This window comes from Streptomyces sp. NPDC046303, assembly GCF_055588085.1.
Window position 1 is genome coordinate 49,352 of record NZ_JBVJFA010000004.1, and the last position, 26,133, is coordinate 75,484.

The following is a 26,133-nucleotide window of genomic DNA, read 5'->3' on the forward strand; positions in this document are numbered from 1 at the left end:
CCCCTAGCCCGCGGGAAGCACCGCCGACACCTTGAACCCGCCCTCGTCGGTCGGCCCCGACACGAACACCCCACCCAACCCCACAACGCGCTCCCGCATCCCCACCAGCCCGTTGCCCCCGCTCGGCAAACCGGGCTCCGCGGCCTTCCCGTCACACGGCCCGTTCTCCACCTGCATCGCCACCTCCCCCTCCCGGTGCGCGAGGCGCACGGTCACCCGCGCCCCGGGAGCATGCTTGTGGCAATTGGTGAGCGCCTCCTGCACCACCCGGTACGCCGTCTGCTCCACCTCCGCCGCGTACGCCACCCACTCCCCGTGCACCACCATCTCGACGGCCATCCCAGCCGCCCTCGACTGCCCGACCAGCACCTCCAGCTCATCGAGCGAGGGCCCCTCGTCGAAACTCCCCACCAACGCCACGGACACCGGCCGCGCCTGCGCCTGCGCCTGCACCTGCGGCTGCCGCACCGGCTTCTCGGCCGCCCGCAGCACGCCCAGCATCTCCCGCAGCTCGGTCAGCGCCTGCCGCCCCATGTCCCCCACCAACGCCGCGTTCCTCGCGGCACGCGCCGGATCCTTCGCCGCTATCGCCTCCAGCGCAGCCGCGTGCACCACCATCAGCGACACCCGGTGCGCCACCACGTCGTGCATCTCGCGCGCGATCCGGGTGCGCTCCTCCTTACGCGCCCACTCGGCCCGCTCCTCGGCCCGGTCCGCCAGAAGCGACAGCTCCCGCTCCAGCGAATCCGCCCGCTCCCGCAGGCTCTCCATCAACCGCCGCCGAGCCCCGATGTACAGCCCGAACAGCAGCGGCGGCACGGTCAGCGCCACCGCCACGAACCCGGACAGCGCGACCACGAGCAGCGGATCGGCCTCGACATCGGTCCGAGTCCGCAAATACATCACCACGAACGTCGCGGCCAGCGTCATCGAAGCCAGCGTGGCGATGATCCGCCGGGGCACCTCGGAGGAGGCCAGCGTGTACAGGCCCACCACCCCGAGCAGGAACCCCATCGCGGCAGGCGCCACGGCGATCCCCACCAGCACCACGGCGACCGGCCACCGCCGCCGCAGCAGCAGCGTCGCGCCCACCAGGAACCCGAACAGCACCCCGACCGCCGTCGGCACCCCCGCCTCACCGGCGAAGGCCACCCCCTCCGACGCGCACTCCACGACGGACACCCCGCCGAGCCCCACGTCCACCACGGCATCCCGCCGCCGCACCCACCACAACGGCGGCCCAGCGCGGCCTTCCACATCCCCCGTACTGGTCATGGCGACCAGCGTACGCAGCGCCCCCAGCACACGGTCGAACGAAAATCCCGAGAACCGCCAGTAATCGCACGTACGACGGAAACGTCCGCTGACCGAGACCTGAATCCCGCATTCCGGACGACATTGGCGTCATGACCGACATCCGACGTCGCCCCGGCGACGGCACCGGCGGCCTCCGCAGCGGAACCGCGACCTTCGAATCCCTCCGCGAGCAGGCGGTGGCCCTGCGCCGCGAGGGCCTCAGCCTGCGCCAGATCCGCGACCGCCTAGGGGTCCACAACAACAACATCCTCAACGCGCTGGTGAAGGGTGAGCCCCCACCCGAGTGGACGAAGCGCCCGAACGCCAAGGACGACCTCCGCGCGAAGGCCCGCGAGCTCCGCCTCCAAGGCATGACCTACGACGAAATCCAGGTCGAGCTGGGCTGCTCGAAGAGCTCGATCTCCCTCTGGGTCCGTGATCTCCCGAAGCCGGAACCCCGCTACACGGAGGAGGAACACAGGGCCCTCATGAACGCTGGCCTGAAGCGGCTGCGGCAGTCCCAGGCCGACACCCGCCAGGCAACCAGGACAGCCGCCGAGGCGGAAATCGGCACCCTCACCGAACGCGAACTGTTCCTCGTCGGCATCGGCCTCTATTGGGCGGAGGGTCAGAAGAGCAAGCCATACGCCCGTCGCGAGCGAGTGATCTTCGTCAACAGCGACCCCGGCATGGTCCAGGTCTTCTTGGCCTGGCTCGACCTCCTTGGAATCGAGCCGGAGCGCATCCGGTATCGCGTGATGATCCACGAGTCGGCCGATGTCGTGGGCGCCGAGCGCTACTGGGCTGACCAGGTACAAGTGGATCACGCCCACCTGCAACGGACGACCCTCAAGAAGCACAATCCGAAGACAGTCCGCAAGAACGTGGGCGAGAACTACAGGGGTTGCCTGGTCGTCGGCGTGCTGGACAGCGCCGAGCTCTACTGCCGCATCGAAGGGTGGTGGTCGAGCATGGCAGTGGAGGCGCGCGACAGAAACGCGTAGGCTGGCGGCGGCCATTCCCGGGTTGCTCTGTCGGCAGGGGCGACCAGACTTTGAATCTGGGTACGACGCAGGTTCGACTCCTGCCCCGGGAGCCAGCAGGTTCGGGTCCTGACCTCCACGGTCGGGACCCGGCCTCGTTTCGGGCCCTTAACGCCCCGGTATCCTTCACGGGTCCACCCCCGAAGCCGAAGGGCATCCCCGTGAGCGCCAACCGCCCGGCAGCCGTCGTCGTACTCGCAGCGGGTGAAGGCACCCGCATGAAGTCGGCCACTCCCAAGGTTCTGCACGAGATCTGCGGGCGCTCGCTCGTCGGTCACGTCGTCGCCGCCTCCCGTGAGCTGGACCCCGCCCACCTCGTCGTGGTCGTCGGGCACGCCCGGGAGCAGGTCACCGCGCACCTCGCCGGCATCGACGCCGGGGTCCGCACCGCCGTCCAGTACGAGCAGAACGGCACCGGGCATGCCGTCCGGATGGCCCTCGAAGAGCTCGGCGGGGTCGTCGACGGCACCGTGATCGTCGTCTGCGGCGACACCCCGCTGCTGACCGGGGAGACGCTCCGGCAGCTCGCGCGGACGCACGAGGCCGACGGCAACGCCGTCACCGTGCTCACCGCCGAGGTGCCGGACTCCACCGGCTACGGGCGGATCGTGCGGGACGCCGGCGGCGCCGTGACGGCCATCGTGGAGCACAAGGACGCGACCGACTCCCAGCGTGCCATCCGCGAGATCAACTCGGGTGTCTTCGCCTTCGACGGCGCCCTGCTCGCCGACGCGCTGGGCAAGGTCCGTACGGACAACAGCCAGGGCGAGGAGTACCTCACCGACGTGCTGGGGATCCTGCGCGAGGCGGGTCACCGGGTCGGCGCGGCCGTCGGCTCCGACCACCGGCAGATCCTCGGGATCAACAACCGGGTCCAGCTCGCCGAGGCCCGTGCCCTGCTGAACGCGCGGCTGCTGGAGCAGGCCATGCTGGCGGGTGTGACGGTCGTGGACCCCGCCGGGACGTTCGTGGACGTGACGGTCACGTTCGGGCAGGACGCGACGGTGCACCCGGGGACGCAGCTGCTCGGCGCCACCCACATCGCCGAGGGGGCCGAGGTCGGCCCGAACACCCGGCTGAAGGACACCCGGGTGGGTCAGGGGGCGCGGGTGGACAACACGGTGGCCGAGGGTGCGGTGATCGGCGACGGGGCGTCGGTGGGGCCGTTCGCGTACCTGCGTCCCGGTACGGTCCTGGGCGCGAAGGCGAAGGCGGGCACGTACGTCGAGATGAAGAACGCGACGATCGGTGAGGGCACGAAGGTGCCGCACCTGTCGTACGTGGGCGACGCGACGATCGGCGAGTACACGAACATCGGTGCTGCGAGCGTCTTCGTGAACTACGACGGTGAGCACAAGCACCACACCACCGTCGGCTCACACTGCAAGACGGGCTCGGACAACATGTTTGTGGCACCCGTCACGATCGGGGACGGTGCCTACACGGCTGCCGGGTCTGTGATCACGAAGGACGTGCCGCCCGGTGCGCTGGCCGTGGCCCGTGGCCAGCAGCGGAATATCGAGGGTTGGGTGGCCCGGAAGCGTCCGGGGAGTGCTGCCGCGACGGCGGCTCAGTCGGCGGTTGAGGTGGACTCCGACAGCCGTTGAGGTGAACCGGGCGGAAACGAGTGGGTCCGCGACGGCGTACCGTGATAGGTGCACGCAATTCGGCTGGCTCACCGTGTGCGGGACGGACGCACATGGGGGCGAGCAGCTTTCAACACGTCTGAGGAGACAGTGCTGTGACCGGGATCAAGACGACCGGCGAGAAGAAGCTGATGCTCTTCTCCGGCCGCGCCCACCCCGAGCTGGCCGAGGAGGTCGCGCACCAGCTGGGAGTCGGCCTCGTGCCGACCAAGGCTTTCGACTTCGCGAACGGTGAGATCTACGTCCGCTTCCAGGAGTCCGCTCGTGGTGCGGACTGCTTCTTGATCCAGAGCCACACGGCTCCGATCAACAAGTGGATCATGGAGCAGTTGATCATGATCGATGCGCTGAAGCGCGCATCGGCCCGTTCCATCACGGTGATCGTGCCGTCGTACGGGTATGCCCGTCAGGACAAGAAGCACAAGGGCCGTGAGCCGATTTCGGCCCGTCTGGTCGCCGATCTGCTGAAGACGGCGGGTGCTGACCGCATCCTGACGGTGGACCTGCACACGGACCAGATCCAGGGGTTCTTCGACGGTCCGGTGGACCACCTGTCGGCGCTGTCGGTGCTGGCGGATTACGTGGGTGCGAAGGTGGACCGCACCAAGCTGACGATCGTGTCGCCGGACGCCGGCCGTGTGCGGGTGGCGGACCGCTGGTGTGACCGTCTGGACGCGCCGCTGGCGATCGTGCACAAGCGTCGTGACAAGGACGTCGCCAACCAGGTGACCGTTCACGAGGTGGTCGGTGAGGTCCGGGGTCGTGTGTGTGTCCTGGTGGACGACATGATCGACACGGGTGGCACGATCTGTGCCGCGGCGGATGCGCTGTTCGCGCACGGTGCGGAGGATGTGATCGTGACGGCGACGCACGGCATCCTGTCGGGTCCTGCTGCCGATCGTCTGAAGAATTCCAAGGTCAGTGAGTTCGTGTTCACGAACACGCTGCCGGACCCGTCGGACCTGGAGCTGGACAAGATCACGGTGCTGTCGATCGCTCCGATGATCGCGCGTGCCGTGCGTGAGGTGTTCGAGGACGGTTCGGTCACGAGCCTGTTCGAAGAGCAGCAGTAGGCGTCACAGGAGATCCTTTTGGAGGCGGCCTCCCCGCCGGGTAGACTCATGAAGTTGCTCGGCGAGGGAGGCCGCACTTTCATGTGCGGGCACTCCGTTATCGACGCGCTCTTCGTAGCAGGCCGTTCCGGCCGGGTGACTGTTGTCCGTTTTCCGTCACCCCACGAGGAGTGAGCATGTCCGAGATCAAGCTTTCCGCCCAGTCCCGCACCGACTTCGGCAAGGGTGCTGCCCGTCAGGCCCGTCGTGACGCCCTGACGCCCGCGGTCATCTACGGCCACGGCACCGACCCGAAGCACGTCAACGTGGACGCCCACGCCCTTCAGCTGGCGCTGCGCACCCCGAACGTCCTGATCTCCCTGGACATCAAGGACGGCGGCACCGAGCTGGTCATCCCGAAGGCGGTGCAGAAGCACCCGCTGAAGCGTTCGGTTTCGCACGTGGACTTCCTGATCGTCAAGAAGGGCGAGAAGGTCACCGTCGACGTCGCGATCGTCACCGAGGGTGAGCTGGCTGCGGGCGGCAACATGCTGGAGACCCTGCAGAACACGGTCTCCGTCGAGGCCGAGGCCACCCACATCCCGACCGAGGTCACCGTCTCGATCGCGGGCCTGGAGGCCGGTGCGACCATCCACGCCAAGGACCTGGTCCTGCCGGCGGGCACCACCCTGGCCGTCGACGGCGACATCGCCGTCCTGCAGGTCGTCGCTCCGCAGGCCGAGGAGCCGGCCGCCGAGGGTGCCGAGGGTGCCGAGGCCTGAGCCTCGCCGCACTCCCTCAGCAGTTGCTGACCGACCGCCGTCCGGCTCCACTGGAGCGGGACGGCGGTCGTCTCGTTTAAGGAGCTTTTGATGTCGGACGATGCGGCGCCCTGGCTGATCGTGGGTCTTGGCAATCCGGGGCCTGAGTATGCGGGCAACCGCCACAACATCGGGTTCATGGTGGCCGACCTGCTGGCGGACCGGATCCGGGGGAAGTTCAAGGCGCACAAGGCGCGGGCGCAGGTGGTGGAGGGTCGCATCGGGCCGCCGGGGCCGGCGAACCGGCGGGTGGTGCTGGCCAAGCCCATGACGTACATGAATCTGTCCGGGGGGCCGGTGACGGCGCTGCGGGATTTCTACAAGGTTCCGCTGGAGCGGATCGTGGCGGTCCATGACGAGCTGGACATCGACTACCCGACGTTGCGGTTGAAGCTGGGTGGCGGGGACAACGGTCACAACGGGTTGAAGTCGATGACGAAGGCCATGGGTGCGGACTATCACCGGGTACGGTGCGGTATCGGGCGGCCGCCGGGGCGGATGCAGGTGGCGGACTTCGTGCTGAAGGACTTTTCGTCTGCTGAGCGCAAGGAGTTGGACTGGTTCGTGGACCGGGCTGCCGACTCGGTGGAGTGTCTGATCCAGGAGGGTCTGGAGCGGGCGCAGTCGGCGTACAACTCCTGACGTGGTGTGGGCGGCGCTCCGTCAGGGCGCCGCCGTGCAGGGATCGTTACACCGGACATATCGGTGGTGACGGGGCCAACTCCGCACGAATACTGACGAGTACCTCTTGACCGCAGTGGCTTCCTGTCAGGAAGCTGAGCGCCGCCCCCCACGGCTCTTCCTCCTCATCAGTGTCAGAGGTTTTTCATGGCCCTTTCCAGGATCCGCCGGGCGGCCTTCGCCGTCGCCGCGTCCTCGTTCCTCGTCGCCGCCGGTTCGGTCCCCGCCTTCGCGACCGACTCGTACACCATTCCGCTGCACCAGCCGGTGCCGATCACGGCGGGTTCGTTCGAGAAGACCGAGCCCAAGTGCGCCGACATCCCGGCGACTCAGGACGGCTGGCACTTCATCGCGCCGGGCAGCCCGAACGAGATCTCCTTCGTGAAGCTGACGGTGACGTTCGAGCCGGGCGGCCAGCAGGTGATCACGAGCTTCGGCCCGCCGAACGACAACCACGCGTACGTGGCCTCCGCGGCCGGCGCCAAGCTGACCTCGGCCGTGGCGGAGGTGAAGGGCGGGAAGCTGGAGTGGTTCAACCTGTCGCACACCTGCCCGGCCACCGTCACGCCGACCCCGACGAAGACGACGACCGTCTCGCCGTCCGCGTCGGTTTCCACGTCCGCGTCCGCGTCGGCCTCGGCGTCGGCCTCGGCGTCGACTTCGGCGTCGGCCGGCACGTCCGCTTCGGCTTCGTCGAGCGTGTCGCCGTCCGGGTCGGTCTCCTCCCCGGCTCCGTCGGGTTCGGCTGCCGCGACCGGTGGTTCCACCGGTGGGGGCGACCTGGCGAACACCGGTTCCGACGCGCCGGTCGGCCTGATCGCCACGATGGCGGCCGCGCTGATCGCCGCCGGTGCCGTGCTGGTGGTCCGCCGCCGCAAGGCCGGCGCCGCGAGCTGAGCCGCGTAGCCCGGTAACGACGGGGCCCCCGCACCAGATCGTGGTGCGGGGGCCTTGTCGTGCGGAGGTGTGCGGAGGTGTGCCGGTGCGTGTCAGCCGGTGTTGCGCAGGCCCGCGGCCACGCCGTTGACCGTGAGCAGCAGGGCGCGGGCGAGCAGCGGGTCCGCTTCTTCGCCGCGGGCGGCCGCCGCGCGCTGGCGGGCCAGCAGGGAGACCTGGAGGTAGGAGATGGGGTCCAGGTAGGCGTCGCGGACGGCGAAGGTCTGCTGGAGTACCGGGTGGGAGTCGAGGAGCTTTTCGCCGCCGGTGATGCGCAGGACTTCGCGGACGGTCAGCTCGTGTTCGGCTTCGATGCGGGTGAAGACGTGCTTGAGGTGGTCGGGTACGAGGGTGTCGACGTAGTGGCGGGCGATCCGCAGGTCGGTCTTGGCCAGGGTCATCTCGACGTTGGACAGGAAGTTGCGGAAGAAGTGCCAGCGTCCGCCCATTTCGGTGAGGACGTCTTCCTGTCCGGCTTCGCGCAGGGCCTTGAGGCCGGAGCCGACGCCGTACCAGCCGGGGACGATCTGGCGGGACTGGGTCCAGCCGAAGACCCAGGGGATGGCACGCAGGCCGTCGAGGCCGGCGCCGGAGTCGGGGCGGCGGGAGGGGCGTGAGCCGAGGTGCAGGTCGGCGAGCTGGTCGACGGGGGTGGCGGCGAAGAAGTACGCGGGGAGGTCCGGGTCTTCGACGAGCGCCCGGTACGCGGCGTGGGCGGCGTCCGAGACGGTGTCCATGGCCGCGTCCCAGCGGGCGAGGGCTTCGTCGGACTGGCGGGGCGCGGTGTGCAGGGCGGAGGCCTGCAGGGTGGCTGCGACGGTCAGTTCGAGGTTTTCCCGGGCCAGGGAGGGCACGAGGTACTTGTCGGAGATGACCTCGCCCTGTTCGGTGACCTTGATCTCGCCTTCCAGGGTGCCCCAGGGCTGGGCGAGGATCGCGTCGTGGGAGGGGCCGCCGCCGCGGCCGACGGTGCCGCCGCGGCCGTGGAAGAGGCGCAGCCGGACGCCGTAGCGGTGTGCGACGTCGCGCAGTCGGCGCTGGGCGCGGTGGATTTCCCACTGGGAGGTGGTGATGCCGCCGAACTTGGAGGAGTCGGAGTAGCCGAGCATGACCTCCTGGACGTCGCCGCGCAGGGAGACCAGGCGGCGGTAGGAGGGGTCGGCGAGCATGTCGTCGAGGATGACGTCGGCGGCGCGCAGCTCGTCGGTGGTCTCCAGGAGGGGCACGATGCCGATCTTGGCCCAGCCGCTGTGGAGGTCGATGAGGCCGGCTTCGCGGGCGAGGACGGCGGCGGCGAAGACGTCGTCGGCGCCCTGGCACATCGAGATGATGTAGGACTCGATGACTTCGGGGCCGAACTTCTCGAAGGCGTCCTTGATCGCGAAGAAGACGCCGAGGGTCTTGTGGCCGGCGGCGTCGAGGGGGGCCGGGGTGGGGGCGAGCGGGCGGCGTGAGCGCAGCTCCTTGGCGAGGAGCTTTTGCCGGTAGTCGCGCGGCATGTCGGCGTAGCGCCAGGATTCTTCGCCGAGGCGGTCGAAGAGCTGGCCCAGGGCGTGGTGGTGGGCGTCGGCGTGCTCGCGTACGTCCATGGTGGCGAGCTGGAGGCCGAAGGCGGCCAGGGTGCGGATGGTGCGGTCCATGCGGCCGTCGGCGAAGAGGGCGCCGCGGTGTTCGCGCAGGGAGGTCTGGATGAGGGTGAGGTCGGTGAGGAGCTCGGCGGTGCCGAGGTAGTCGCGGCCTTCCTCGTGGGGGGTGCCCTTGGCGAGGCGCTCGCGGGTGTTGACGAGCTTCTGCCGGATGCAGGTGGCCTTGAGGCGGTAGGGCTCTTCGGCGTTGAGCCGCTTGTAGCGGGGGCTGATCTCGGGGAGGCGTTCGAGGTCGGCCTGGAGGGAGGCGAGGAGTTCTTCGGTGGCGCCGGTGTAGCGGATGGAGTTGGAGAGCAGTCCGCGCAGGAAGTCGATGAGTTCGAGGGCGTCGGTGATGCCGTGCTCGTGCTGGAGGATCAGCACGTCCCGGGTGACGTCGGGGGTGACGTTGGGGTTGCCGTCGCGGTCGCCGCCGATCCAGGTTCCGAAGGTGAGCGGGCGGGTTCCGGCGGGGAGCTCGACGCCGACGCGCTGGAGCTCGGCGGCCAGGTCCTCGAGTACGTCGCCGACGGCGCCGGCGTGCAGTTCGTCGAGGTAGTAGATGGCGTTGCGGGCTTCGTCGGCGGGCTCGGGGCGGACGACGCGCAGTTCGTCGGTCTGCCAGACGAGGTCGATGTTCTCGGCGAGGCGCAGGTCGTGGCGGCGGCGGTCGCCGGCTCCGGTGACGGGCTCTTCGAGCAGGGCGGCGATGCGGCGCAGCTTGTTGAGGACGCTGCGGCGGGCCGCTTCGGTGGGGTGGGCGGTGAAGACGGGGCGGACGTTGAGGTTCCTGACCGTTTCGCGCAGGTGTTCGGGGTCGGCGTCCTTGAGCATGTCGGCGGTGCGGGCCAGGAGGCCGCCTTCGGCGGCGCGGTGGGCGCGCAGCTCCTTGCCGCGGTGCACCTGTTCGGTGACGTTGGCCAGGTGGAAGTAGGTGGAGAAGGCGCGCACCAGCTTGGCGGCGGTCTCCAGGTCGGTCTCGCCGAGGAGGGCGGCGGCGGCTTCGCCGTCGGTGCGCGTCAGTGCGCGCACTTGTTCGACGAGGTCGAGGAGGTCCTGGCCTTCCTGGCGTACGAGGGTCTCGCCGAGGAGGTCGCCGAGCCGGCGGATGTCCGCGCGCAACTCTGCGTTCGCGGTGGCGGCCGGGGTGGCGGGGGCGGCCGGCTGGGTGGCCAGGGGGGCCTGGTCAGCACTGCTCACAGGTGCGGCTCCTTGCAGTGTTCGAGCGCTACTGGGCGGTGGGCTCCCGACCGCGCACGGCGATGCCGGTCCTGCTGCGCAGCTCGGGCTGCCCGTGCGGACCGCGCTGTCCGACGACAACAGGATAGGTGTCCGAGGCGTGTGCCTGGGCAAATGTCTCATCAGGCGGCTCGTTGGGAGCACCTCCCAGCGGTGGCTGGGGGAGGCTGGGGCGTCCCGGTGGGGCCCTCGGCGGTGCTCCTGTTGCCGCGGGCCCCTGCTTTGCCATACTTACGTTGCCGTAGGTTACGGGTCCGTAGGGTCCGTGACCGGGAGCCTGCCGACATCTCTCACCCCCCAGGGGACACCCATGACCACCAGTCCCGATCTGATGGAGGGCGCTTCCGCGTCCTCCGGCACATCTGCGCCGTCCGCCACGCTCGGAGGCGAGAACAAGCGGTCCATCGAGCAGATCGCCCTTCTGCTGTTCATCACCGTTCCCTTCCTGGCGCTGCTGGCGGCGGTGCCGCTGGCGTGGGGCTGGGGGGTGAGCTGGCTCGACCTCGGCCTGATGGTCTTCATGTACTTCCTGGCGTGCCACGGGGTCACCATCGGTTTCCACCGCTACTTCACGCACGGTTCCTTCAAGGCGAAGCGGCCGCTGCGGATCGTCCTGGCCGTGATGGGTTCGATGGCGGTGGAGGGCCCCCTGGTGCGCTGGGTGGCGGACCACCGCAAGCACCACAAGTTCTCCGACCACGAGGGCGACCCGCATTCGCCGTGGCGGTTCGGGGAGACCGTGCCGGCCCTGATGAAGGGCCTGTGGTGGGCGCACATCGGCTGGCTCTTCGACGAGGAGCAGACCGATCAGCAGAAGTACGCCCCCGACCTGATCAAGGATCCGGCGATCCGGCGGATCTCGCGCGACTTCATCTACTGGACGATCTTCTCGCTGGCGATCCCGCCGCTGGTGGGCGGTCTGGTGACGATGTCCTGGTGGGGCGCGTTCACGGCGTTCTTCTGGGGCTCGCTGGTGCGTGTCGCGCTGCTGCACCACGTGACGTGGTCGATCAACTCGATCTGTCATGCGGTGGGCAAGCGGCCGTTCAAGTCGCGTGACCGCTCGGGCAACGTGTGGTGGCTGGCGGTGCTGTCGTGCGGGGAGTCCTGGCACAACCTGCACCACGCCGACCCGACCTCGGCCCGGCACGGGGTGCTGCGTGGCCAGGTCGACTCCAGTGCGCGGCTGATCCGCTGGTTCGAGCAGCTGGGCTGGGCCACGGACGTGCGCTGGCCCTCGGCGGAGCGCATCGAAGCCCGGCGCAGGGAATCCGAGCCGAACGCGGCATGATGGGAGGCGTGGCGATCGACGGCGGTAATTCCAGCAGCGACAAGCCCAGGCGTGGCCGCCGGGTGCGGATGACGGGCGCCGAGCGGCGCCAGCAACTGCTGGACATCGGCCGGGCCCTGTTCGCGGAGAAGGGCTTCGAAGGCACCTCGGTGGAGGAGATCGCGGCGAAGGCCGGGGTGTCCAAGCCGGTGGTGTACGAGCACTTCGGCGGCAAGGAGGGCCTGTACGCGGTCGTCGTCGACCGGGAGATGCGCCAGCTGCTGGACGGGGTGACGGGCGCGCTGACGGCCGGCCATCCCCGGGAGCTGCTGGAGCAGGCGGCGTTCGCGCTGCTGGACTACATCGAGTCCTATACGGACGGGTTCCGGATCCTCGTACGCGATTCCCCGGTCGCCCAGTCCACCGGCACGTTCGCCTCGCTGATCAGTGACATCGCCACGCAGGTCGAGGACATCCTGGGTCTGGAGTTCAAGGCGCGGGGCTTCGACCCGAAGCTGGCGCCGCTGTACGCGCAGGCGCTGGTCGGGATGGTGGCGCTGACCGGCCAGTGGTGGCTGGACGTCCGCCGTCCGAAGAAGGCGGAGGTCGCGGCGCACCTGGTGAACCTGGCCTGGCACGGTCTGGACGGCCTGGAGTCGAAGCCGCAGCTGGTGGGCCGCCGCAAGAGCTGAGCCCGCCGCGCGTGCACGCGGGTACGGCGGCGCCCCGTCACCGGCAGGTCCGGTGGCGGGGCGCCGTCGCGTGGGGGCGCGTCGCGTGGGGGCGCGCGTCAGGCCGCGGGGTGCGGGCCGTGCGGTTCGAGGAACTCGAGCCGGTTGCCCACGGGGTCTTCGGAGAAGAAGCGGCGGTGGCCGGGCAGGTCGTCGTCCCAGACGACCAGGGCACCGTGTTCCTCCAGTCTCTTCGCGTAGGCCGCGATGCCGGTCACCCGCAGCCCGGGGTGGGCCTTGCGGGCGGGCCGGAAGCCTTCCTCGACGCCGAGGTGCAGCTGCACCGGTCCGGCGGTGAACCAGCAGCCCCCGCGCGCGGCGAGGACGTCCGGTTTGGAGATCTCCGTCATGCCGAGGACGTCTGTGTAGTAGGCGCGCAGCCGGTCCTCCGACCCGGGCGGTGCGGCGAGTTGGACGTGGTCGACTGCGGTGAGCACGCTCAGGCCTCCTTGCGGGCGATGGCGAAGATCCGGCGGAAGGGGAACACGGTGCCGCGCGGGCCGGGCGGGTAGGCCTCGCGCAGCCGGTCGCGGTATTCGGTGAGGAAGGCGTCCACGGCGTCCTGGTCGTCTCCCAGGGCGGTGAGGACGGGCCGCAGCGCGGTGCCCTTGACCCAGTCGAGCACCGGATCGGGTCCGTGGAGCATCTGGTGGTAGGTGGTCTCCCAGACGTCCACGGCGCAGCCGAGCTCGGTGAAGCGGGCCAGGTATTCGGCGGGTTCGAGCAGGTGGGTGTAGCGGGCGCCGTGTCCGGCGAGCCGGCCCCGCCAGCGGGGGGCGTCGCAGAGTTCGGCGAGCAGCGCGTGGCTGGGGGCGTGGAAGTTGCCGGGGATCTGGAAGGCGAAGGTGCCGCCGGGGCGCAGGCCGTTGATCCAGGCGCCGAAGGAGCCGGGGTGGCTGGGGACCCACTGGAGGGCGGCGTTGGAGACGATCAGGTCGTAGGGCTCCTCGGGCAGCCAGGTGGCGAGGTCGCCGTGGCGGAACTCGAGGCTCCCGCCGGCCTTGGTGGGGCCGGCGTATTCCTGTGCGGCCCGGTGGAGCATCTCGGGCGAGAGGTCGAAGCCGGTGATGCGGGCCTCGGGCCACCGGTCGGCGAGCAGGGTGGTGACATTGCCGGGGCCGCAGCCGAGGTCGGCGATGCGGGCGGGCCGGGTGGGGAGTTCGGGTATGCGGGTCAGCAGGTCCAGGAAGGGGCGTGTGCGGTGTCCGGCGTGCCGGAGGTACTGCTGGGGGTCCCAGGTGGGCGCGGAGGGCGCGGTGGCGGTGGGGATCCCGGCCTGCGCGCTATCGGAATACATGTTCGAGCCTCCCTGCTGGCGGGGCGGTCGGAAGCGGAATCAGTTCCGGCCCCCTCCATGCCCCATGGTCGCCGCATTTATATCTTGATGTCAAGATACTTGATCACGAGAAGCATGACGTGAAGAGACTTCACATCGACAGACCCCTTACACTGATCGGCATGGAGGACGAGGTCGACCGACTGGTAGCGGCATGGCGGCGGGAGCGCCCTGACCTCGACGTGGAACCGCTCGAGGTGCTCAGCCGCGTCAGCAGGCTCGCCCGGCACCTCGACCGCGCCCGCCGGCTCGCCTTCTCCGAGCACGGCCTGGAGCCGTGGGAGTTCGACGTCCTCACCTCCCTGCGCCGCGCCGGCGCGCCGTACCAGCTCTCTCCCGGACAGTTGCTGACGCAGACCCTGGTCACCTCCGGGACCATGACCAACCGGATCGACCGGCTCGCCAAGAAGGGCCTCGTCGAGCGGCTGCCCGACCCCAGCGACCGCCGGGGGGTCCTGGTGCGGCTGACCCCCGAGGGCCGTGACCGCGCCGACCAGGCCCTCGCCGGGCTGCTGGCGCAGGAGCGGGCGATCCTGGCCCAGCTCTCGCGCATCCAGCGTGGCGACCTCGCCGCGCTGCTACGCCAGTTGACCGCTCCGTTCGACAACATCCCCGGCTAGGTCGGCCGGTCGTACCCCGGCCCGCCGGGCCAGCGCCACCGCCGCGAGCGTGGAGTGCACGCCGAGCTTGCCCAGCACGTTCTGCATGTGGGTGCGGACGGTGTGCGGGGACAGGAACAGCCGCGCCGCCACGTCCTTGCGGCCCAGCCCCGCCACCATGCAGCGCAGCACCTCGTGTTCGCGCGGGGTGAGCGACTCGACGAGCCGTTCGCTGTCCGTACGGTGCTTGCGGGCGGCGGTCAGTTCGCGGAGCACTCCCGTCAGCAGCGCGGGCGGAAGGTGGGTCTCCTCGCGCAGGACCCCCCGGATGACGGCAAGCAGCCGCTGCAGCGAGCAGTCCTTCGCCACCCATCCCGAAGCCCCGGCCTGCAGGGCCAGGGCCGCCCGCCGGGGGTCGTCCCGCTCGGCGAGGACGACGGTGCGCACCCCGGGGTGGGACACGCGCACGCCCGCGACCAGCGCGATCCCGTCCGAGGAGGGCGGCGGCGGCCCGGACCCGGAGCCGGGCTCCCGCTGGGCGGGCACGCCTGCGGCGACGGCGCCGAGATCGGCGTCGACCAGCATGACGTCGAAGCGGCGGCCCTCGGCCACCGCGCGTTCGAGGCAGCGCAGCGCGGCAGGGCCGCTGCCGGCTGCGGACACCTCCACGTCCGGCTCGGCCGCGAGTGCGGCGGCGAGCGATTCGGCGAAGATGCGGTGATCGTCGACCACGAGAACCCGGATACGAACCACAAAACCCCCAAGGGTCGGGGAACGGACGACGGCGGGTACGGCGCCCGGACCGGGTGATCCGCAGCTGCCCCGGCCGCCGCCGTGACATCTCTGCACTACCCCGGACCGGACGCCGTACCCGACTTGTCTCGACCCCTGAATCAACACCGGCCCCCACCGGTGTCACGCATCAGCGTAGGGCGCGCCGCGGCGCGCGGTTGGCCGAATAGCAGAAGTTTTTCCGGGGATTTTCCGGCGCGGGCGTCCTGAACGGCCGTGATGGTGGCTTGATTTCGCCTGCTCCGACGGTGCGCGGGGCGGCTTTCCGACCGGCGTGTGCCACGGGCAGTTGCACGGTGCGCAGTTCACCCGGCGTGTGCACGCCGGGCGCCCGCGCACAGCGCCCGCCCACAGCGCGCCGCGGACACGCGCGCGCCCCCCGCACCGGGATCGGTGCGGGGGGCGCGCGGGAAGAGCGTGTGCGGGACGGTGCGGCAGGTGCGCAGGGGTCAGGAGGTGTGCGTCCGCGCGAAGTTCCACGCGTCCGTGATGATGCCGGTGAGGTCCGAGCGGCTCGGCGTCCAGCCCAGCCGCTCGTGGGCCGTCCTGGCCGAGGCGACCAGTGCCGCCGGGTCGCCCGCCCGGCGCGGGGCGACGACCTCGGGGATCTCGTGGCCGGTCACCTTGCGGACCGTCTCGACGACCTCCCGGACCGAGAACCCGCTGCCGTTGCCCAGGTTGCAGATCAGGTGCTCGCCCGCGGTGGCGTGCTCCAGGGCAGCCAGGTGGGCCTCGGCCAGGTCCGCGACGTGGATGTAGTCGCGCACGCAGGTGCCGTCGGGCGTGGGGTAGTCCTCGCCGAACACCGAGATCGAGGCGCGCTCGCCCAGCGCCACCTGGAGGACCAGCGGGATCAGGTGGGTCTCGGGGCTGTGCCGCTCGCCGAACTCGCGGTAGGCGCCCGCCACGTTGAAGTAGCGCAGGGACACCGCGGCCAGGCCGTGCGCCACGCACTCCCCCGCGATCATGTGGTCCACGGCCAGCTTCGAGGCCCCGTACGGGTTGGTCGGCGCGGTCACCGAGGCCTCGGTGAGCAGTCCCTCCGACGGCTCCCCGTACGTGGCGGCGGTGGAGGAGAACACCAGCTTGCCCACGCCCGCCCCGCGCATCGCCGCCAGCAGGGCGAGGGTGCCGCCGACGTTGTTCTCCCAGTACTTGCCCGGGTTCGCCACGGACTCGCCGACCTGCGAGGAGGCCGCGAAGTGCAGTACCGCGTCGTAGGAGGGGTCCAGGTAGCGGGCGGCGTCCTGGATCCGCCCCTCGATGAAGGCGGCGCCCGCCGGCACCCCCTCGCGGAAGCCGGTGCTGAGGTCGTCGAGGACGGTGACCTCGTGGCCCGCCTCCAGCAGATGGGCCGCGACCACACTGCCGACGTAGCCGGCGCCGCCGGTCACCAGGTATTTGTGCATCGCCGTCTCGCTCACTCGCCTACTGCCTCTCGCGGGGGACACGCGCGGCTGCGCGCGCGTGCTGGGTCTCCCCGTCAAACTACCGTCTGCCCGGCCCCCGCCGGAGCCGCCCGGTCCAGCAGGCCGGTACGGGCGGCCAGCGCGGCCGCCTCCAGCCGCGAGCCCACGCCCAGCTTCATCAGCACCCGCTGGACGTGCGTACGGGCGGTGCTCGGCGCGATGGCCATGCCCGCGGCGATGAGCCGGGTGTCCTCGCCCTCGGCGACCCGCACCAGCACCTCCACCTCGCGCGGGGTGAGCAGCCGCAGCAGCCTGCTGCCCTCGTCGTCGGGCTGGGCGGCGGGGTTGAGCAGTTCGGCGAAGGCGCCTTGCAGCAGCTGCGGGGCGATCGCCACCTCGCCCGCCCGTGCCTTGGCCAGCGCCCGCTCCACGCCTTCGATCCGCTCGTCGTGGCGTACGTAGCCCGAGGCGCCCGCGGCGAAGGCGGCCGCGATCCCGCGGGGGCTGGGCACCGGGCCGAGGACGACGACGGCGATCTGCGGGCGCTCCCGCTTGATCCGGACGACGGGTTCGAACACGCCCGGCTCGGCGGGGACGGCGGTACCGAGCAGGCAGACCTCCGGGGCGCGGCCGATGACCAGTTCGGCGGCTCCCGCGGCCGGTGCGGCGGCGGCGAGCACCCGGTGACCCCGCAGTTTCAGGGCCGAGGCGAGCGCCTCGGCCAGCAGCCGGTGCTCGTCGACCACCACGACCCGTACGCCCATTGCGGCACCCACCCCCGACCCTTCTGACCCGGCAAGCTACACGCTTGTTCGACGGTGCGCCGGGGTTACCGCGCAGAAGCCCCCGGAAGGCGGACCTTCCGGGGGCTTCGTGGACGCGGGCCGGTCAGCTCGCGGTGAACGAGGAGAAGATGTACTCCGGGTCCGAGGTGGCCGAGTACGGCTTCTTCACCGCCGTACGGGCGAGGAACAGCTTGCCGTTGTGGTAGCGGTACTCGTGGTGGCCGGGCGAGAAGGACGTCTCGATGCGCTGGGTCGTCTTGTCCGACGGGTTCTCCATCAGGACGGTTTCCTTCATCGTCGTGCCGTCGATGCTGACGATCTGGCCGCCCTTGTCGTACGGGGGCTCCTTGTAGGCGATGATGTTGGACCCGTCCATGCGCAGCGGGAACAGCTTGTACCGCTCGCCCGCCGGGGCGGCGTCGTTGGTCTGCTTGCCGGTCTCCAGGTCGAAGGACAGCAGCTCGTTGGTCTTGCCGTAGGGGTCCTTGCCCTGGTGCTCGTACGAGGGCACGTAGAGCTTGCCGTTGCCGACGACCATGCCGGAGCACCGCTCGACCTCGGTCTCGCACTCACCGCCGAAGTTGCCGGAGGAGAGCGAGATGCGCGACTTCAGCTGGCCCGCGGCGTCGATGACGAAGAGGTCGCTGACGCCGCTCGCGTTCTTGGCGGTCTTGCCGACGTCGGCGGCGACGATGAGGGGCTTGGTGGAGAGGATGCTGGCGTAGTCGATGCCCGCGGAGAGCTTGTACGAGGACTGCGGCGCGCCGGTGGCCGGGTCGAGGACCTGCGCGAAGAGGGTCGGGCTGGAGCTGGAGCCGCACTTGCGCAGGGCGGCGAGGGCCTCGCCGCCCGCGTAGCCGGCGTCGCGGCAGCCTTCGCCGTCGGTCTTGGGCAGCCACAGCGACTTGCCGTCGGCGAGGTTCCAGGCGGCGCCGCCCGAGGTGCCGCCCGCGGCGACCGTCTGCCCGCTGATGGTGATCTCGTCGTAGGAGACGGGCTTGTCACCGCTGGTGGCGCTCTTGGCGTTGCCGGTCCACACCAGCTTGCCGGCTTCCAGGTCGATGACGGCGACCTCGGTGCACGGCGGGTACTTGGCCTCCGGCGTGGGCTTCGCGGGCCGGAAGAGCACCGCCGACTTCTTGTCGGTGACGTGCGGGGTGGCGCCGCAGAGTTCACCCGGGAGGGGAACTTCCCACTTCTTGCCGCCGTCGACGAGGTTGTAGCCGACGATCTTGTATACGTCGGACTTGACGTAGGTGGAGTCGGTCAGCCAGGAGCCGGGGACCTGGACCATCTCCTCCGGCGTCGGGCTCGGCTGGTTGAGCAGCACCTTCGACTTGGTGTTGGCGGGCACCTTCTCGGTGCCGCCCGCGCCGGGCTTGGCCTTGTCGTCGCCCGGCTTGGCGGGACCGCTGTCCGCGGTGTCGTTCGTGCCGTCGCCGTCGCCGGAGACGTACCAGAAGCCGCCGCCGACGATGAGGACGATGGCCAGCAGGGCCGCGCCGACGATCATCAGCTGGTTGCGCACGTCGTTGGCGCCGCCGCCCGTGGCTCCGCCCGTGCCGCCGGCCGGGGGCTGGGCGGTGTACATGGGCGTGGTGGGCGGGCCGAAGGGCGGTGGCGTACCGGGCTGCTGGGGGTAGCCGTATCCCGGCTCGGGCTGCTGCGGGTAGCCGTACGCGGGCTGCGTGGGCGGCTGCTGGGGCGCTGCCGGCGGCATCTGCGGGGCGGTCGGCGGCATCTGCGGCGTGGGCGGGAGGTCCTTCGGCGCCCCGAAACCGCCGGACGGCGGCTGTTGGGGATCCTGCGGCGCTCCGAAGCCGCCGGACGGCGGCTGGCTGGGGGGCGGCGGGGTACTCATGGGTTGCTACTGCCTCTCGCTGGGCGGCTCGGGGGGCGCGTTCACTTTCCGAAGACCATCAGGAACTTCTCGTCCTTGCCCTGGGCGAGCAGACGGACGGTGGAGATGAAGAACCGCCCGTCCACGTAGTCGACCTCCGGGGCGTAGAAGGTGCTCTCCACCTCGGCGGCCGGGCCGGACGGGTGGCGCAGCACCGCGGTGGGGGTGCCGCCGCCGGCCGGGATCGTGAGGACCTCGCCGCCCGTGGAGTCCAGCGCCTGGCGGTAGGCGACGAGCTGGCCGTTGGCGGCCTTGAGCGGCACGATGGTGCGCTTGTCCCCTGCGGGAACACGCCACTTGACCTTGCCCGTGCCCAGGTCGAAGGCGACGATCTCGTTGGCGGTGAGGAGGCCGGTCGACGTGGGCATGTAGAGGGTGCCGGAGTCGACGACGGTGGTGGCGCAGCTCTGCAGGGAGTCGTCGTGCCTCGTCCCGCACTCGGTCGAGAAGCTGCCCTCGCCGGTGAGGGTGGCGCGCTGCTTGCCGTCGGGGCCGAGGACGACGATGGAGCGTTCCTTGGAGTTGTTCCTGTTGACGAGGTCGAGGACGATCGGGTCGAGCGAGAAGACCCGGTTGACCTTCCAGCCCTTGGGGAGCCGGTAGGACCAGGTGCTCTTGCCGGTGGCCGGGTCGGCGTCGCGCACCTCGACGGTGCTGTCGGCGTCGTGGCAGGTGGCGATCGCGAGCATCTTGCCGTTGCCCGCGGGGTAGGCGCCGGGCATGCAGCCCTCGGCCGGGCTGGCGAAGAGCTTGTCGCCGGTGGAGAGCTTGAAGGCGGTGGCGCGGGTGAGGCGGCTGACGGAGAAGGTATCGCCGGTGATGGCCAGGCTGGGGTCGACGAAGAGGTCGAACGCGCCCTCCTTGGGCACCTCCTTCGACCAGCCCTCCTTGCCCGCCTTCAGGTCGATCAGCCGCATCTGGTTGCAGTTGGCGGAGTCCGACTCGCCGTCGCGGTACATGACGACGGTCGTGCCGTCGGCGCTGGTCTGGCGCGTGACGGCGCAGACCTTGGCGGGAAGGGTGATCGTCCACTTCTGCTTGCCGTCGGCGACCGCGTAGCCGGTGACGGCCTTGTCGACGGTCTTGACGACGGTGTCGCCGACGACCCACTGGCCGTCGGCGTCCACTCCGGCGCCGGGGCCGTCGATCTTGACGGTCTTGAGCCAGAGGACCTTGTCCTCGCCCTGCTTGCGGCCGGAGTTGAGGTCGGCGTCGGCGCCGCCGTTGCCGCTGCCGTCCCCCTTGTCGACGGACGGGGAGCCGGAGGGCTTGGCGTCGGGCGAGGAGGACTCCTGCGCGACGGGCGGCTTGGGGTCCTTGTCGTCGCCCCGGAAGAAGGCGAAGTACGTGCCGGCGCCCAGGACGAGGGCGCCCGCGACCGCCGCGGCGATCAGCACGGTGGTCTTCTTCCTGGCGGGCGGCGGCGTGCCGGGGGCGCCCATCGGCATCGTGGGCGCGCCCGGGGGCGGCGGCGGGTATCCGGCGGCCGGCTGCTGCGGGACGGTCGGCGGCTGCTGGGCGTAGGGGTTCGCGCCCTGCGGCGGCTGGCCGTAACCGGAGGTCGGCGGGCCGGGCAGGTGCCCGTAACCCGAAGGGGTAGGCGGGCCGGGCAGGTGCCCGTAACCCGAAGGGGTAGGCGGCTGGTTCGGCGGCTGGGGCGGCTCGGTCATCAGCGCGTACCTTCGAAGTCAGGGGGCGGGGAGGATGACCTTTCTATCACTCGCGCAGGCCGTGTGCCGGGCCGGTCCGCCCCCTGTTCCCAAGGGCGGACCGGGCCGTGATGACGTCGTTATCCGGCCAGTTGGCCGCGCGGGCGGAGCGCGGGTCAGGCGTCCTCGGCCAGCTCCAGCCAGCGCATCTCCAAGTCGTCGCGCTCGGAGAGCAGTTCCCGCAGCTCGGCGTCGAGCTTGGCGACCTTGTCGTAGTCGGTGGAGTTCTCGGCGATCTGCGCGTGCAGGTTGCTCTCGCGGTCGGAGAGCTTGTTCAGCTGCCGCTCGATCTTCTGGAGCTCCTTCTTCGCGGCGCGGGAGTCGCCGGAGGAGGTGGTGGTCTTCGCGGCGGCCGCGGCGGCCGGGGCGGGCGCCGGGGCGGCCTCCTCGATCATCCGCTGACGGCGTTCGAGGTACTCGTCCAGGCCGCGCGGCAGCATCCGCAGGCTGGCGTCGCCGAGCAGCGCCATCACCGTGTCGGTGGTGCGCTCGATGAAGAACCGGTCGTGGGAGATCACGATCATCGAGCCCGGCCAGCCGTCGAGGAGGTCCTCGAGCTGGGTCAGGGTTTCGATGTCGAGGTCGTTGGTGGGCTCGTCGAGGAAGAGGACGTTGGGCTCGTCCATCAGCAGGCGCAGGATCTGCAGCCGGCGGCGCTCGCCGCCGGAGAGGTCGCCGACCGGCGTCCACTGCTTCTCCTTGGTGAAGCCGAACTGCTCGCACAGCTGGCCCGCCGTCATCTCGCGGCCCTTGCCGAGGTCGACGCGGTCGCGGACGCGCTGGACGGCCTCCAGGACGCGCAGGGACGGGTCGAGTTCGCCGACTTCCTGGGAGAGGTAGGCCAGCTTGACGGTCTTGCCGACGGAGACCTTGCCCGCGGCGGGCTGGACCTCTCCCTGGGTGCGGGCGGCCTCGGCGAGGGCGCGCAGCAGGGAGGTCTTGCCGGCGCCGTTGACGCCGACGAGGCCGATGCGGTCGCCGGGGCCCAGGTGCCAGGTGAGGTGCTTGAGGAGGGTCTTGGGACCGGCCTGGACGGTCACGTCCTCCAGCTCGAACACGGTCTTGCCGAGACGGGCGTTGGCGAAGCGCATCAGCTCGGAGCGGTCGCGCGGGGGCGGCACGTCGGCGATGAGCTCGTTGGCGGCCTCGATGCGGTAGCGGGGCTTGGAGGTGCGCGCGGGGGCGCCGCGGCGCAGCCAGGCCAGCTCCTTGCGCATGAGGTTCTGCCGCTTCTGCTCCTCGGTGGCGGCGATGCGCTCGCGTTCGGCGCGGGCGAAGACGTAGTCGCTGTAGCCGCCCTCGTACTCGTGCACCTCGCCGCGCTGCACGTCCCACATGCGGGTGCAGACCTGGTCGAGGAACCAGCGGTCGTGGGTGACGCAGACCAGGGCGGAGCGGCGCTCCTGGAGGTGGCGGGCCAGCCAGGAGATGCCCTCGACGTCGAGGTGGTTGGTGGGCTCGTCGAGGACGAGGAGGTCCTGGTCGGCGATGAGCAGCTTGGCGAGTGCGATGCGGCGGCGCTCGCCGCCGGAGAGCGGGCCGATGACGGTGTCGAGGCCCTGTCCGAAGCCGGGCAGGTCGAGGCCGCCGAACAGGCCGGTCAGCACGTCGCGGATCTTGGCGTTGCCGGCCCACTCGTGGTCGGCCATGTCGCGGATGATCTCGTGGCGGATGGTGGCCGCGGGGTCGAGGGAGTCGTGCTGGGTGAGCACGCCCATGCGCAGGCCGCCGGACTGGGTGACCCGTCCGCTGTCGGGTTCCTCCAGCTTGGCGAGCATCCGGATGAGGGTGGTCTTGCCGTCGCCGTTGCGGCCGACGACACCGATCCGGTCTCCCTCGGACACGCCGAGGGAGATGCCGTCGAGCAGGGTACGTGTGCCGTACACCTTGCTGACTGCCTCGACATTGACCAGATTGACGGCCATCAGACGCGCTCCAGAGAAAGGGTGTGGATCAGCCCCTCAGCCTAACCCTCCGGGCGGGGCCGGACCGTTCCACGAGGAGCCAGCCGCCCAGGGCCATGCCGATGGCGGCCGGGGCGGTGACCGGGAGGGCGATCAGGGTGGCGCTGTGCCCTTCGAGCAGGCCCCCGAGGCCGGTCATCGACAGGCCGAGGATGCCGAGCAGGCACAGGGTGATGCCGAGGGCGGCGCGGGGGCCGCTGCCGGGGGGTGCGGCGGCGGGGCCGCTGTCGGGGGGCGCGGTGGCGGGGCCGCCGCGGCGGCCGCCGGGGGCCTCGAAGCGCCGGAAGAGGGCGACGAGTACGCCGGTCAGCGCGGCGGCGAGCAGGATTCGTACGGGCACCTGCGCCCACCAGGCGGCGCTCGCGGGCTCGGGGAGCGGGACGCCGAGGGCGAGCTGCGCCCCGTACACGCCGAGCATCGCGGTGAGGTGCCAGAGGAAGGCGGTCATGGCGATCCCGTTGGCGGCGACCACGCCCCGCCAGACGCGGGGGCGGGCCAGCCAGGCGCCGGCGGGCCGGGCGAGCAGCTGGACGGCGCCGACGAGCCACAGGCCGTGCGCGAGCAGCGCGAGGGTCGGCGGAGCCATGTTGGACACCTTCTCGCCCGGCATCCCGACCATGGACAGCGGGTACGGGCCGTAGGCGACGAGCAGGGCCGCCGAGGCGAGTCCGGCGGCGGCCGGCACGGCGGGCCGGCGGATGCGGCCGTCGGCGCGCAGGAAGCCCAGCTGGTGGACGGCGAGCCAGACGAAGGCGAAGTTGAGGAACTCCACGTACGGGACTCCGAGCGCGAAGCGCAGCACGTCGACGGCGGCGGCCGCGCCGGCCAGCCCGGCGAAGGCGGCCCATCCGTGGCGCTCGTGCAGCCTGAGCAGCGCCGGGGTGAACGCGACCATCGCGAGGTAGATCCCGATGAACCAGAGCGGCTGGGTCACCAGCCGCAGCGCGGCCCCGCCCAGCCCGCCCGCGCCCCGCCCGGCGAGCTGCACGGCGAGCGCGGCGGCGGCCCAGACGAGGACGAAGACCAGCGTGGGCCGCAGCAGCCTGCGGAGCCGGGCCCGCAGGAACGCGGCGTAGACGGGCCCCTCGGAGCGGCGGGCCAGGGAGCGGTAGGACAGGGCGTGCGAGAACCCGCCGACGAAGAAGAACACGGGCATGACCTGCAGCCCCCAGGTGACCACCTGGAGCCCGGGCACGAGCGCGAGCAGGTTCCCTATGCCGTCCCCGCTGACGGCGGCCATCAGCCAGTGCCCCAGCACGACGGTCCCCAGCGAGGCGACCCTGAGCAGGTCGACGTACCGGTCCCGCGTGGCGGGGGTGGCTGCGGCCATGTCACGTGCGCTGGCTGTCATGGCCTTGAGGCTCGCCGCCGCCCGCCTCCCCCGACAGGGTGCAGGTACTCAACTCCCGCCTGAGTACGGCGACAGAAGGCGTCGGGTCAGGTGGAGAGGACCGTGGCTCCCGGGGCCGGGCTGGAGGCCACGCGGGTGGTGCGGCACGTGCCCGAGGCCTCGAGCCCGGCGGCGACCTTGGCGGCGGCTTCCGCGTCGCGGACCAGGAAGGCCGTCGTCGGGCCGGAGCCCGAGACGAGTGCGGCCAGCGCCCCGGCCTCGGTCCCGGCCGCCAGCGTCGCGGCCAGCGCGGGCCGCAGCGACACCGCGGCCGGCTGGAGGTCGTTGGCCAGGACGGGCGCCAGTACGTCCGGGTCCCCCGAGGCCAGGGCCGCCAGCAGGGCCGGCGAGGCCACGGGCTCCGGGATCGGCGTGCCGGCCGTCAGCCGGTCGAACTCCCGGAAGACGGCCGGGGTGGACAGGCCGCCGTCGGCGACCGCGAACACCCAGTGGAACGCCCCCGCGGCCACCGGGGTCAGCAGTTCGCCCCGGCCCGTCCCGAGCGCCGCCCCGCCGACCAGGCTGAACGGCACGTCGCTGCCCAGTTCCGCGCAGATGTCGAGCAGTTCGGCGCGCGGCGTGTCCAGCCCCCACAGGGTGTCGCAGGCCAGCAGCGCCGCCGCCCCGTCCGCGCTGCCGCCGGCCATGCCGCCCGCGACCGGGATGTTCTTCGTGATGTGGAGGTGCACCGAGGGGGAGATGCCGCCCCGCGCCGCGAGGATCTCGGCCGCGCGCGCCGCGAGGTTGGTGCGGTCCAGCGGCACCTGGTCGGCGTCCGGACCGGCGCAGGTCACGGTCAGCTCGTCCGCCGCCGTCGCCGTGACCTCGTCGAACAGCGAGACGGCGAGGAAGACGTTCGCCAGGTCGTGGAAGCCGTCGGGGCGCGCCGCGCCCACCGCCAGCTGGACGTTGACCTTGGCGGGGACGCGTACGGTCACGCGCGTACGGGGGCTCACAGCGCCGGCCTCTGCGCCTCGGGCTTGTGCTCGGCGATCGCGGCGAACTCCTCGACCGTCAGCGATTCACCGCGCGCCTGCGGCGAGACCCCGGCGGCGACCAGCGCCGCCTCGGCGCCCGCCGCCGACCCGGCCCAGCCGGCCAGGGCGGCGCGCAGCGTCTTGCGGCGCTGCGCGAAGGCCGCGTCCACGACCGCGAAGACCTCCGCCTTCGAGGCGGTGGTCTTGATCGGCTCCGCCCGCCGCACCAGCGAGACCAGCCCGGAGTCGACGTTGGGCGCGGGCCAGAACACCTTGCGGCCGATAGCCCCGGCGCGTTTGACGTGCGCGTACCAGTTGGCCTTGACGGAGGGCACCCCGTAGACCTTGTTGCCGGGTTCGGCGGCGAGCCGGTCGGCGACCTCCGCCTGCACCATCACCAGGGTCCGCTCGATGGTCGGGAACCGGTCGAGCATGGTCAGCAGCACCGGCACGGCCACGTTGTACGGGAGGTTCGCCACGAGCGCGGTCGGCGCCGGGCCGGGCAGCTCGGTGACCAGCATCGCGTCGGAGTGGACCAGCGCGAAGCGGTCCTTGCGGCCGGGCATCCGGGCCTCGATGGTGGCGGGCAGCGCCGCGGCGAGGATGTCGTCGATCTCGACGGCGGTGACCCGGTCGGCGGCCTCCAGCAGTGCGAGGGTCAGCGAGCCCAGGCCGGGGCCGACCTCGACGACCACGTCATCGGGCCGCACCTCGGCGGTGCGCACGATCCGGCGCACCGTGTTGGCGTCGATGACGAAGTTCTGGCCCTTCTGCTTGGTCGGGCGCACCCCGAGCGCTGCGGCCAGTTCCCGGATGTCGGCCGGCCCGAGGAGGGCGTCGGAAGGGGTCTCGTTGGGCTGCTGCTCTGCGGTGCTCACCCGCTAAGCGTCTCAGATCGGCGGAGTGATCCCGCGCCGGGCACTGGGTCGTCT

At 71.2% G+C, this 26,133-nt stretch carries 22 protein-coding genes and 1 tRNA gene; 10 read left to right on the plus strand and 13 right to left on the minus strand.

The window, feature by feature from the left end; genetic code table 11:
• Positions 1-3: 3 nt before the first annotated feature.
• Positions 4-1,275 carry a sensor histidine kinase gene (locus ACZ6I1_RS05310; protein ID WP_469283318.1) on the minus strand — a complete coding sequence of 424 codons (1,272 nt, stop codon included), beginning with the start codon at positions 1,273-1,275 and terminating at the stop codon, positions 4-6.
• Between the two features lie 131 nt (positions 1,276-1,406).
• Between ACZ6I1_RS05310 and ACZ6I1_RS05315 the strand changes: the two genes are divergently transcribed.
• The 7 genes from ACZ6I1_RS05315 to ACZ6I1_RS05345 all read left to right on the plus strand — a co-directional run bounded on the left by ACZ6I1_RS05315 (position 1,407) and on the right by ACZ6I1_RS05345 (position 7,436).
• Entirely contained in the window at positions 1,407-2,300 is an 894-nt protein-coding gene (locus ACZ6I1_RS05315; protein WP_469283320.1) for a hypothetical protein, read from the plus strand.
• Positions 2,301-2,315: 15 nt separating this feature from the next.
• Positions 2,316-2,395, plus strand: a tRNA-Gln gene (locus ACZ6I1_RS05320).
• Positions 2,396-2,500: 105 nt separating this feature from the next.
• The gene (gene glmU / locus ACZ6I1_RS05325) at positions 2,501-3,946 is read left to right on the plus strand and encodes a bifunctional UDP-N-acetylglucosamine diphosphorylase/glucosamine-1-phosphate N-acetyltransferase GlmU (RefSeq protein ID WP_469283321.1); all 1,446 of its coding nucleotides are present in this window, start codon (positions 2,501-2,503) and stop codon (positions 3,944-3,946) included.
• A gap of 134 nt (positions 3,947-4,080) precedes the next feature.
• Entirely contained in the window at positions 4,081-5,058 is a 978-nt protein-coding gene (locus tag ACZ6I1_RS05330) for a ribose-phosphate diphosphokinase (protein ID WP_031138975.1), read from the plus strand.
• Positions 5,059-5,234: 176 nt separating this feature from the next.
• Positions 5,235-5,819, plus strand: coding sequence for a 50S ribosomal protein L25/general stress protein Ctc (locus tag ACZ6I1_RS05335; RefSeq protein ID WP_469283324.1), 585 nt, complete (start codon positions 5,235-5,237; stop codon positions 5,817-5,819).
• 90 nt (positions 5,820-5,909) lie between these two features.
• Complete coding sequence (pth, locus tag ACZ6I1_RS05340; protein ID WP_469283326.1) at positions 5,910-6,500, plus strand: aminoacyl-tRNA hydrolase; 591 nt, start codon at positions 5,910-5,912, stop codon at positions 6,498-6,500.
• A 186-nt stretch (positions 6,501-6,686) separates the two neighbouring features.
• A complete protein-coding gene (locus tag ACZ6I1_RS05345) occupies positions 6,687-7,436 on the plus strand; it encodes an LPXTG cell wall anchor domain-containing protein (RefSeq protein WP_469283328.1) in 750 nt (249 codons plus the stop codon).
• A gap of 92 nt (positions 7,437-7,528) precedes the next feature.
• On the opposite strand, the gene ppc is transcribed toward ACZ6I1_RS05345, so the two are convergent.
• Positions 7,529-10,300 carry a phosphoenolpyruvate carboxylase gene (ppc, locus tag ACZ6I1_RS05350; RefSeq protein ID WP_469283329.1) on the minus strand — a complete coding sequence of 924 codons (2,772 nt, stop codon included), beginning with the start codon at positions 10,298-10,300 and terminating at the stop codon, positions 7,529-7,531.
• Between the two features lie 349 nt (positions 10,301-10,649).
• Between ppc and ACZ6I1_RS05355 the strand changes: the two genes are divergently transcribed.
• Together ACZ6I1_RS05355 and ACZ6I1_RS05360 are read left to right on the plus strand one after the other, a co-directional pair.
• On the plus strand, positions 10,650-11,630 hold the full coding sequence (locus ACZ6I1_RS05355; RefSeq protein ID WP_469283331.1) for an acyl-CoA desaturase: 981 nt from the start codon (positions 10,650-10,652) through the stop codon (positions 11,628-11,630).
• A complete protein-coding gene (locus ACZ6I1_RS05360; protein ID WP_030723342.1) occupies positions 11,630-12,301 on the plus strand; it encodes a TetR/AcrR family transcriptional regulator in 672 nt (223 codons plus the stop codon). The genes ACZ6I1_RS05355 and ACZ6I1_RS05360 overlap by 1 nt, the downstream gene beginning before the upstream one ends.
• Positions 12,302-12,399: 98 nt before the next feature.
• Here ACZ6I1_RS05360 and ACZ6I1_RS05365 read toward each other — a convergent pair whose 3' ends face one another.
• The gene (locus tag ACZ6I1_RS05365; protein ID WP_469283333.1) at positions 12,400-12,777 is read right to left on the minus strand and encodes a VOC family protein; all 378 of its coding nucleotides are present in this window, start codon (positions 12,775-12,777) and stop codon (positions 12,400-12,402) included.
• Positions 12,778-12,779: 2 nt separating this feature from the next.
• Positions 12,780-13,637, minus strand: a complete 858-nt coding sequence (locus tag ACZ6I1_RS05370) for a trans-aconitate 2-methyltransferase (protein ID WP_469283335.1) — start codon at positions 13,635-13,637, stop codon at positions 12,780-12,782.
• Positions 13,638-13,798: 161 nt separating this feature from the next.
• Here ACZ6I1_RS05370 and ACZ6I1_RS05375 point away from each other — a divergent pair, with 161 nt between their 5' ends.
• Positions 13,799-14,296 carry a MarR family winged helix-turn-helix transcriptional regulator gene (locus ACZ6I1_RS05375; RefSeq protein WP_362591802.1) on the plus strand — a complete coding sequence of 166 codons (498 nt, stop codon included), beginning with the start codon at positions 13,799-13,801 and terminating at the stop codon, positions 14,294-14,296.
• Here the strand turns inward: ACZ6I1_RS05375 and ACZ6I1_RS05380 are convergent.
• The 9 genes from ACZ6I1_RS05380 to rsmA all read right to left on the minus strand — a co-directional run bounded on the left by ACZ6I1_RS05380 (position 14,255) and on the right by rsmA (position 26,079).
• Positions 14,255-15,028: a LuxR C-terminal-related transcriptional regulator gene (locus tag ACZ6I1_RS05380; RefSeq protein ID WP_469283339.1), complete on the minus strand. Its 774-nt coding sequence runs from the start codon at positions 15,026-15,028 to the stop codon at positions 14,255-14,257. The two genes, ACZ6I1_RS05375 and ACZ6I1_RS05380, sit on opposite strands and share 42 nt — an antisense overlap.
• Positions 15,029-15,516: 488 nt before the next feature.
• Positions 15,517-16,476: a UDP-glucose 4-epimerase GalE gene (gene galE, locus ACZ6I1_RS05385; protein WP_469283810.1), complete on the minus strand. Its 960-nt coding sequence runs from the start codon at positions 16,474-16,476 to the stop codon at positions 15,517-15,519.
• Positions 16,477-16,550: 74 nt separating this feature from the next.
• Positions 16,551-17,240, minus strand: a complete 690-nt coding sequence (locus ACZ6I1_RS05390; RefSeq protein WP_469283812.1) for a response regulator transcription factor — start codon at positions 17,238-17,240, stop codon at positions 16,551-16,553.
• Between the two features lie 124 nt (positions 17,241-17,364).
• Positions 17,365-19,122 (minus strand): outer membrane protein assembly factor BamB family protein, encoded by a 1,758-nt coding sequence (locus tag ACZ6I1_RS05395; protein ID WP_469283341.1) that lies wholly within the window; start codon positions 19,120-19,122, stop codon positions 17,365-17,367.
• A 41-nt stretch (positions 19,123-19,163) separates the two neighbouring features.
• Positions 19,164-20,831, minus strand: coding sequence for an outer membrane protein assembly factor BamB family protein (locus tag ACZ6I1_RS05400; RefSeq protein ID WP_469283343.1), 1,668 nt, complete (start codon positions 20,829-20,831; stop codon positions 19,164-19,166).
• A gap of 155 nt (positions 20,832-20,986) precedes the next feature.
• Positions 20,987-22,795: an ABC-F family ATP-binding cassette domain-containing protein gene (locus ACZ6I1_RS05405; RefSeq protein WP_469283345.1), complete on the minus strand. Its 1,809-nt coding sequence runs from the start codon at positions 22,793-22,795 to the stop codon at positions 20,987-20,989.
• A gap of 28 nt (positions 22,796-22,823) precedes the next feature.
• Complete coding sequence (locus ACZ6I1_RS05410; protein WP_469283347.1) at positions 22,824-24,185, minus strand: acyltransferase family protein; 1,362 nt, start codon at positions 24,183-24,185, stop codon at positions 22,824-22,826.
• An 86-nt stretch (positions 24,186-24,271) separates the two neighbouring features.
• Positions 24,272-25,180, minus strand: coding sequence for a 4-(cytidine 5'-diphospho)-2-C-methyl-D-erythritol kinase (locus ACZ6I1_RS05415; protein ID WP_469283349.1), 909 nt, complete (start codon positions 25,178-25,180; stop codon positions 24,272-24,274).
• Positions 25,177-26,079 (minus strand): 16S rRNA (adenine(1518)-N(6)/adenine(1519)-N(6))-dimethyltransferase RsmA, encoded by a 903-nt coding sequence (gene rsmA, locus ACZ6I1_RS05420; protein ID WP_469283351.1) that lies wholly within the window; start codon positions 26,077-26,079, stop codon positions 25,177-25,179. The genes ACZ6I1_RS05415 and rsmA overlap by 4 nt, the downstream gene beginning before the upstream one ends.
• Between the last annotated feature and the right edge of the window lie 54 nt (positions 26,080-26,133).

Excerpts from the sequence above, each read along its gene's own strand:
- ACZ6I1_RS05395 (WP_469283341.1), bottom strand. The coding sequence starts at position 19,122 with ATGAGTACCCCGCCGCCCCCCAGCCAGCCGCCGTCCGGCGGCTTCGGA.
- ACZ6I1_RS05315 (WP_469283320.1), top strand. The coding sequence starts at position 1,407 with ATGACCGACATCCGACGTCGCCCCGGCGACGGCACCGGCGGCCTCCGC.
- pth (WP_469283326.1), top strand. The coding sequence starts at position 5,910 with ATGTCGGACGATGCGGCGCCCTGGCTGATCGTGGGTCTTGGCAATCCG.
- ACZ6I1_RS05335 (WP_469283324.1), top strand. The coding sequence starts at position 5,235 with ATGTCCGAGATCAAGCTTTCCGCCCAGTCCCGCACCGACTTCGGCAAG.
- ACZ6I1_RS05375 (WP_362591802.1), top strand. The coding sequence starts at position 13,799 with ATGGAGGACGAGGTCGACCGACTGGTAGCGGCATGGCGGCGGGAGCGC.
- ACZ6I1_RS05410 (WP_469283347.1), bottom strand. The coding sequence starts at position 24,185 with ATGACAGCCAGCGCACGTGACATGGCCGCAGCCACCCCCGCCACGCGG.
- ACZ6I1_RS05390 (WP_469283812.1), bottom strand. The coding sequence starts at position 17,240 with ATGGGCGTACGGGTCGTGGTGGTCGACGAGCACCGGCTGCTGGCCGAG.
- galE (WP_469283810.1), bottom strand. The coding sequence starts at position 16,476 with ATGCACAAATACCTGGTGACCGGCGGCGCCGGCTACGTCGGCAGTGTG.
- ACZ6I1_RS05355 (WP_469283331.1), top strand. The coding sequence starts at position 10,650 with ATGACCACCAGTCCCGATCTGATGGAGGGCGCTTCCGCGTCCTCCGGC.
- ACZ6I1_RS05310 (WP_469283318.1), bottom strand. The coding sequence starts at position 1,275 with ATGACCAGTACGGGGGATGTGGAAGGCCGCGCTGGGCCGCCGTTGTGG.
- ACZ6I1_RS05400 (WP_469283343.1), bottom strand. The coding sequence starts at position 20,831 with ATGACCGAGCCGCCCCAGCCGCCGAACCAGCCGCCTACCCCTTCGGGT.
- ACZ6I1_RS05405 (WP_469283345.1), bottom strand. The coding sequence starts at position 22,795 with ATGGCCGTCAATCTGGTCAATGTCGAGGCAGTCAGCAAGGTGTACGGC.
- ACZ6I1_RS05370 (WP_469283335.1), bottom strand. The coding sequence starts at position 13,637 with ATGTATTCCGATAGCGCGCAGGCCGGGATCCCCACCGCCACCGCGCCC.
- ACZ6I1_RS05345 (WP_469283328.1), top strand. The coding sequence starts at position 6,687 with ATGGCCCTTTCCAGGATCCGCCGGGCGGCCTTCGCCGTCGCCGCGTCC.
- ACZ6I1_RS05360 (WP_030723342.1), top strand. The coding sequence starts at position 11,630 with ATGGGAGGCGTGGCGATCGACGGCGGTAATTCCAGCAGCGACAAGCCC.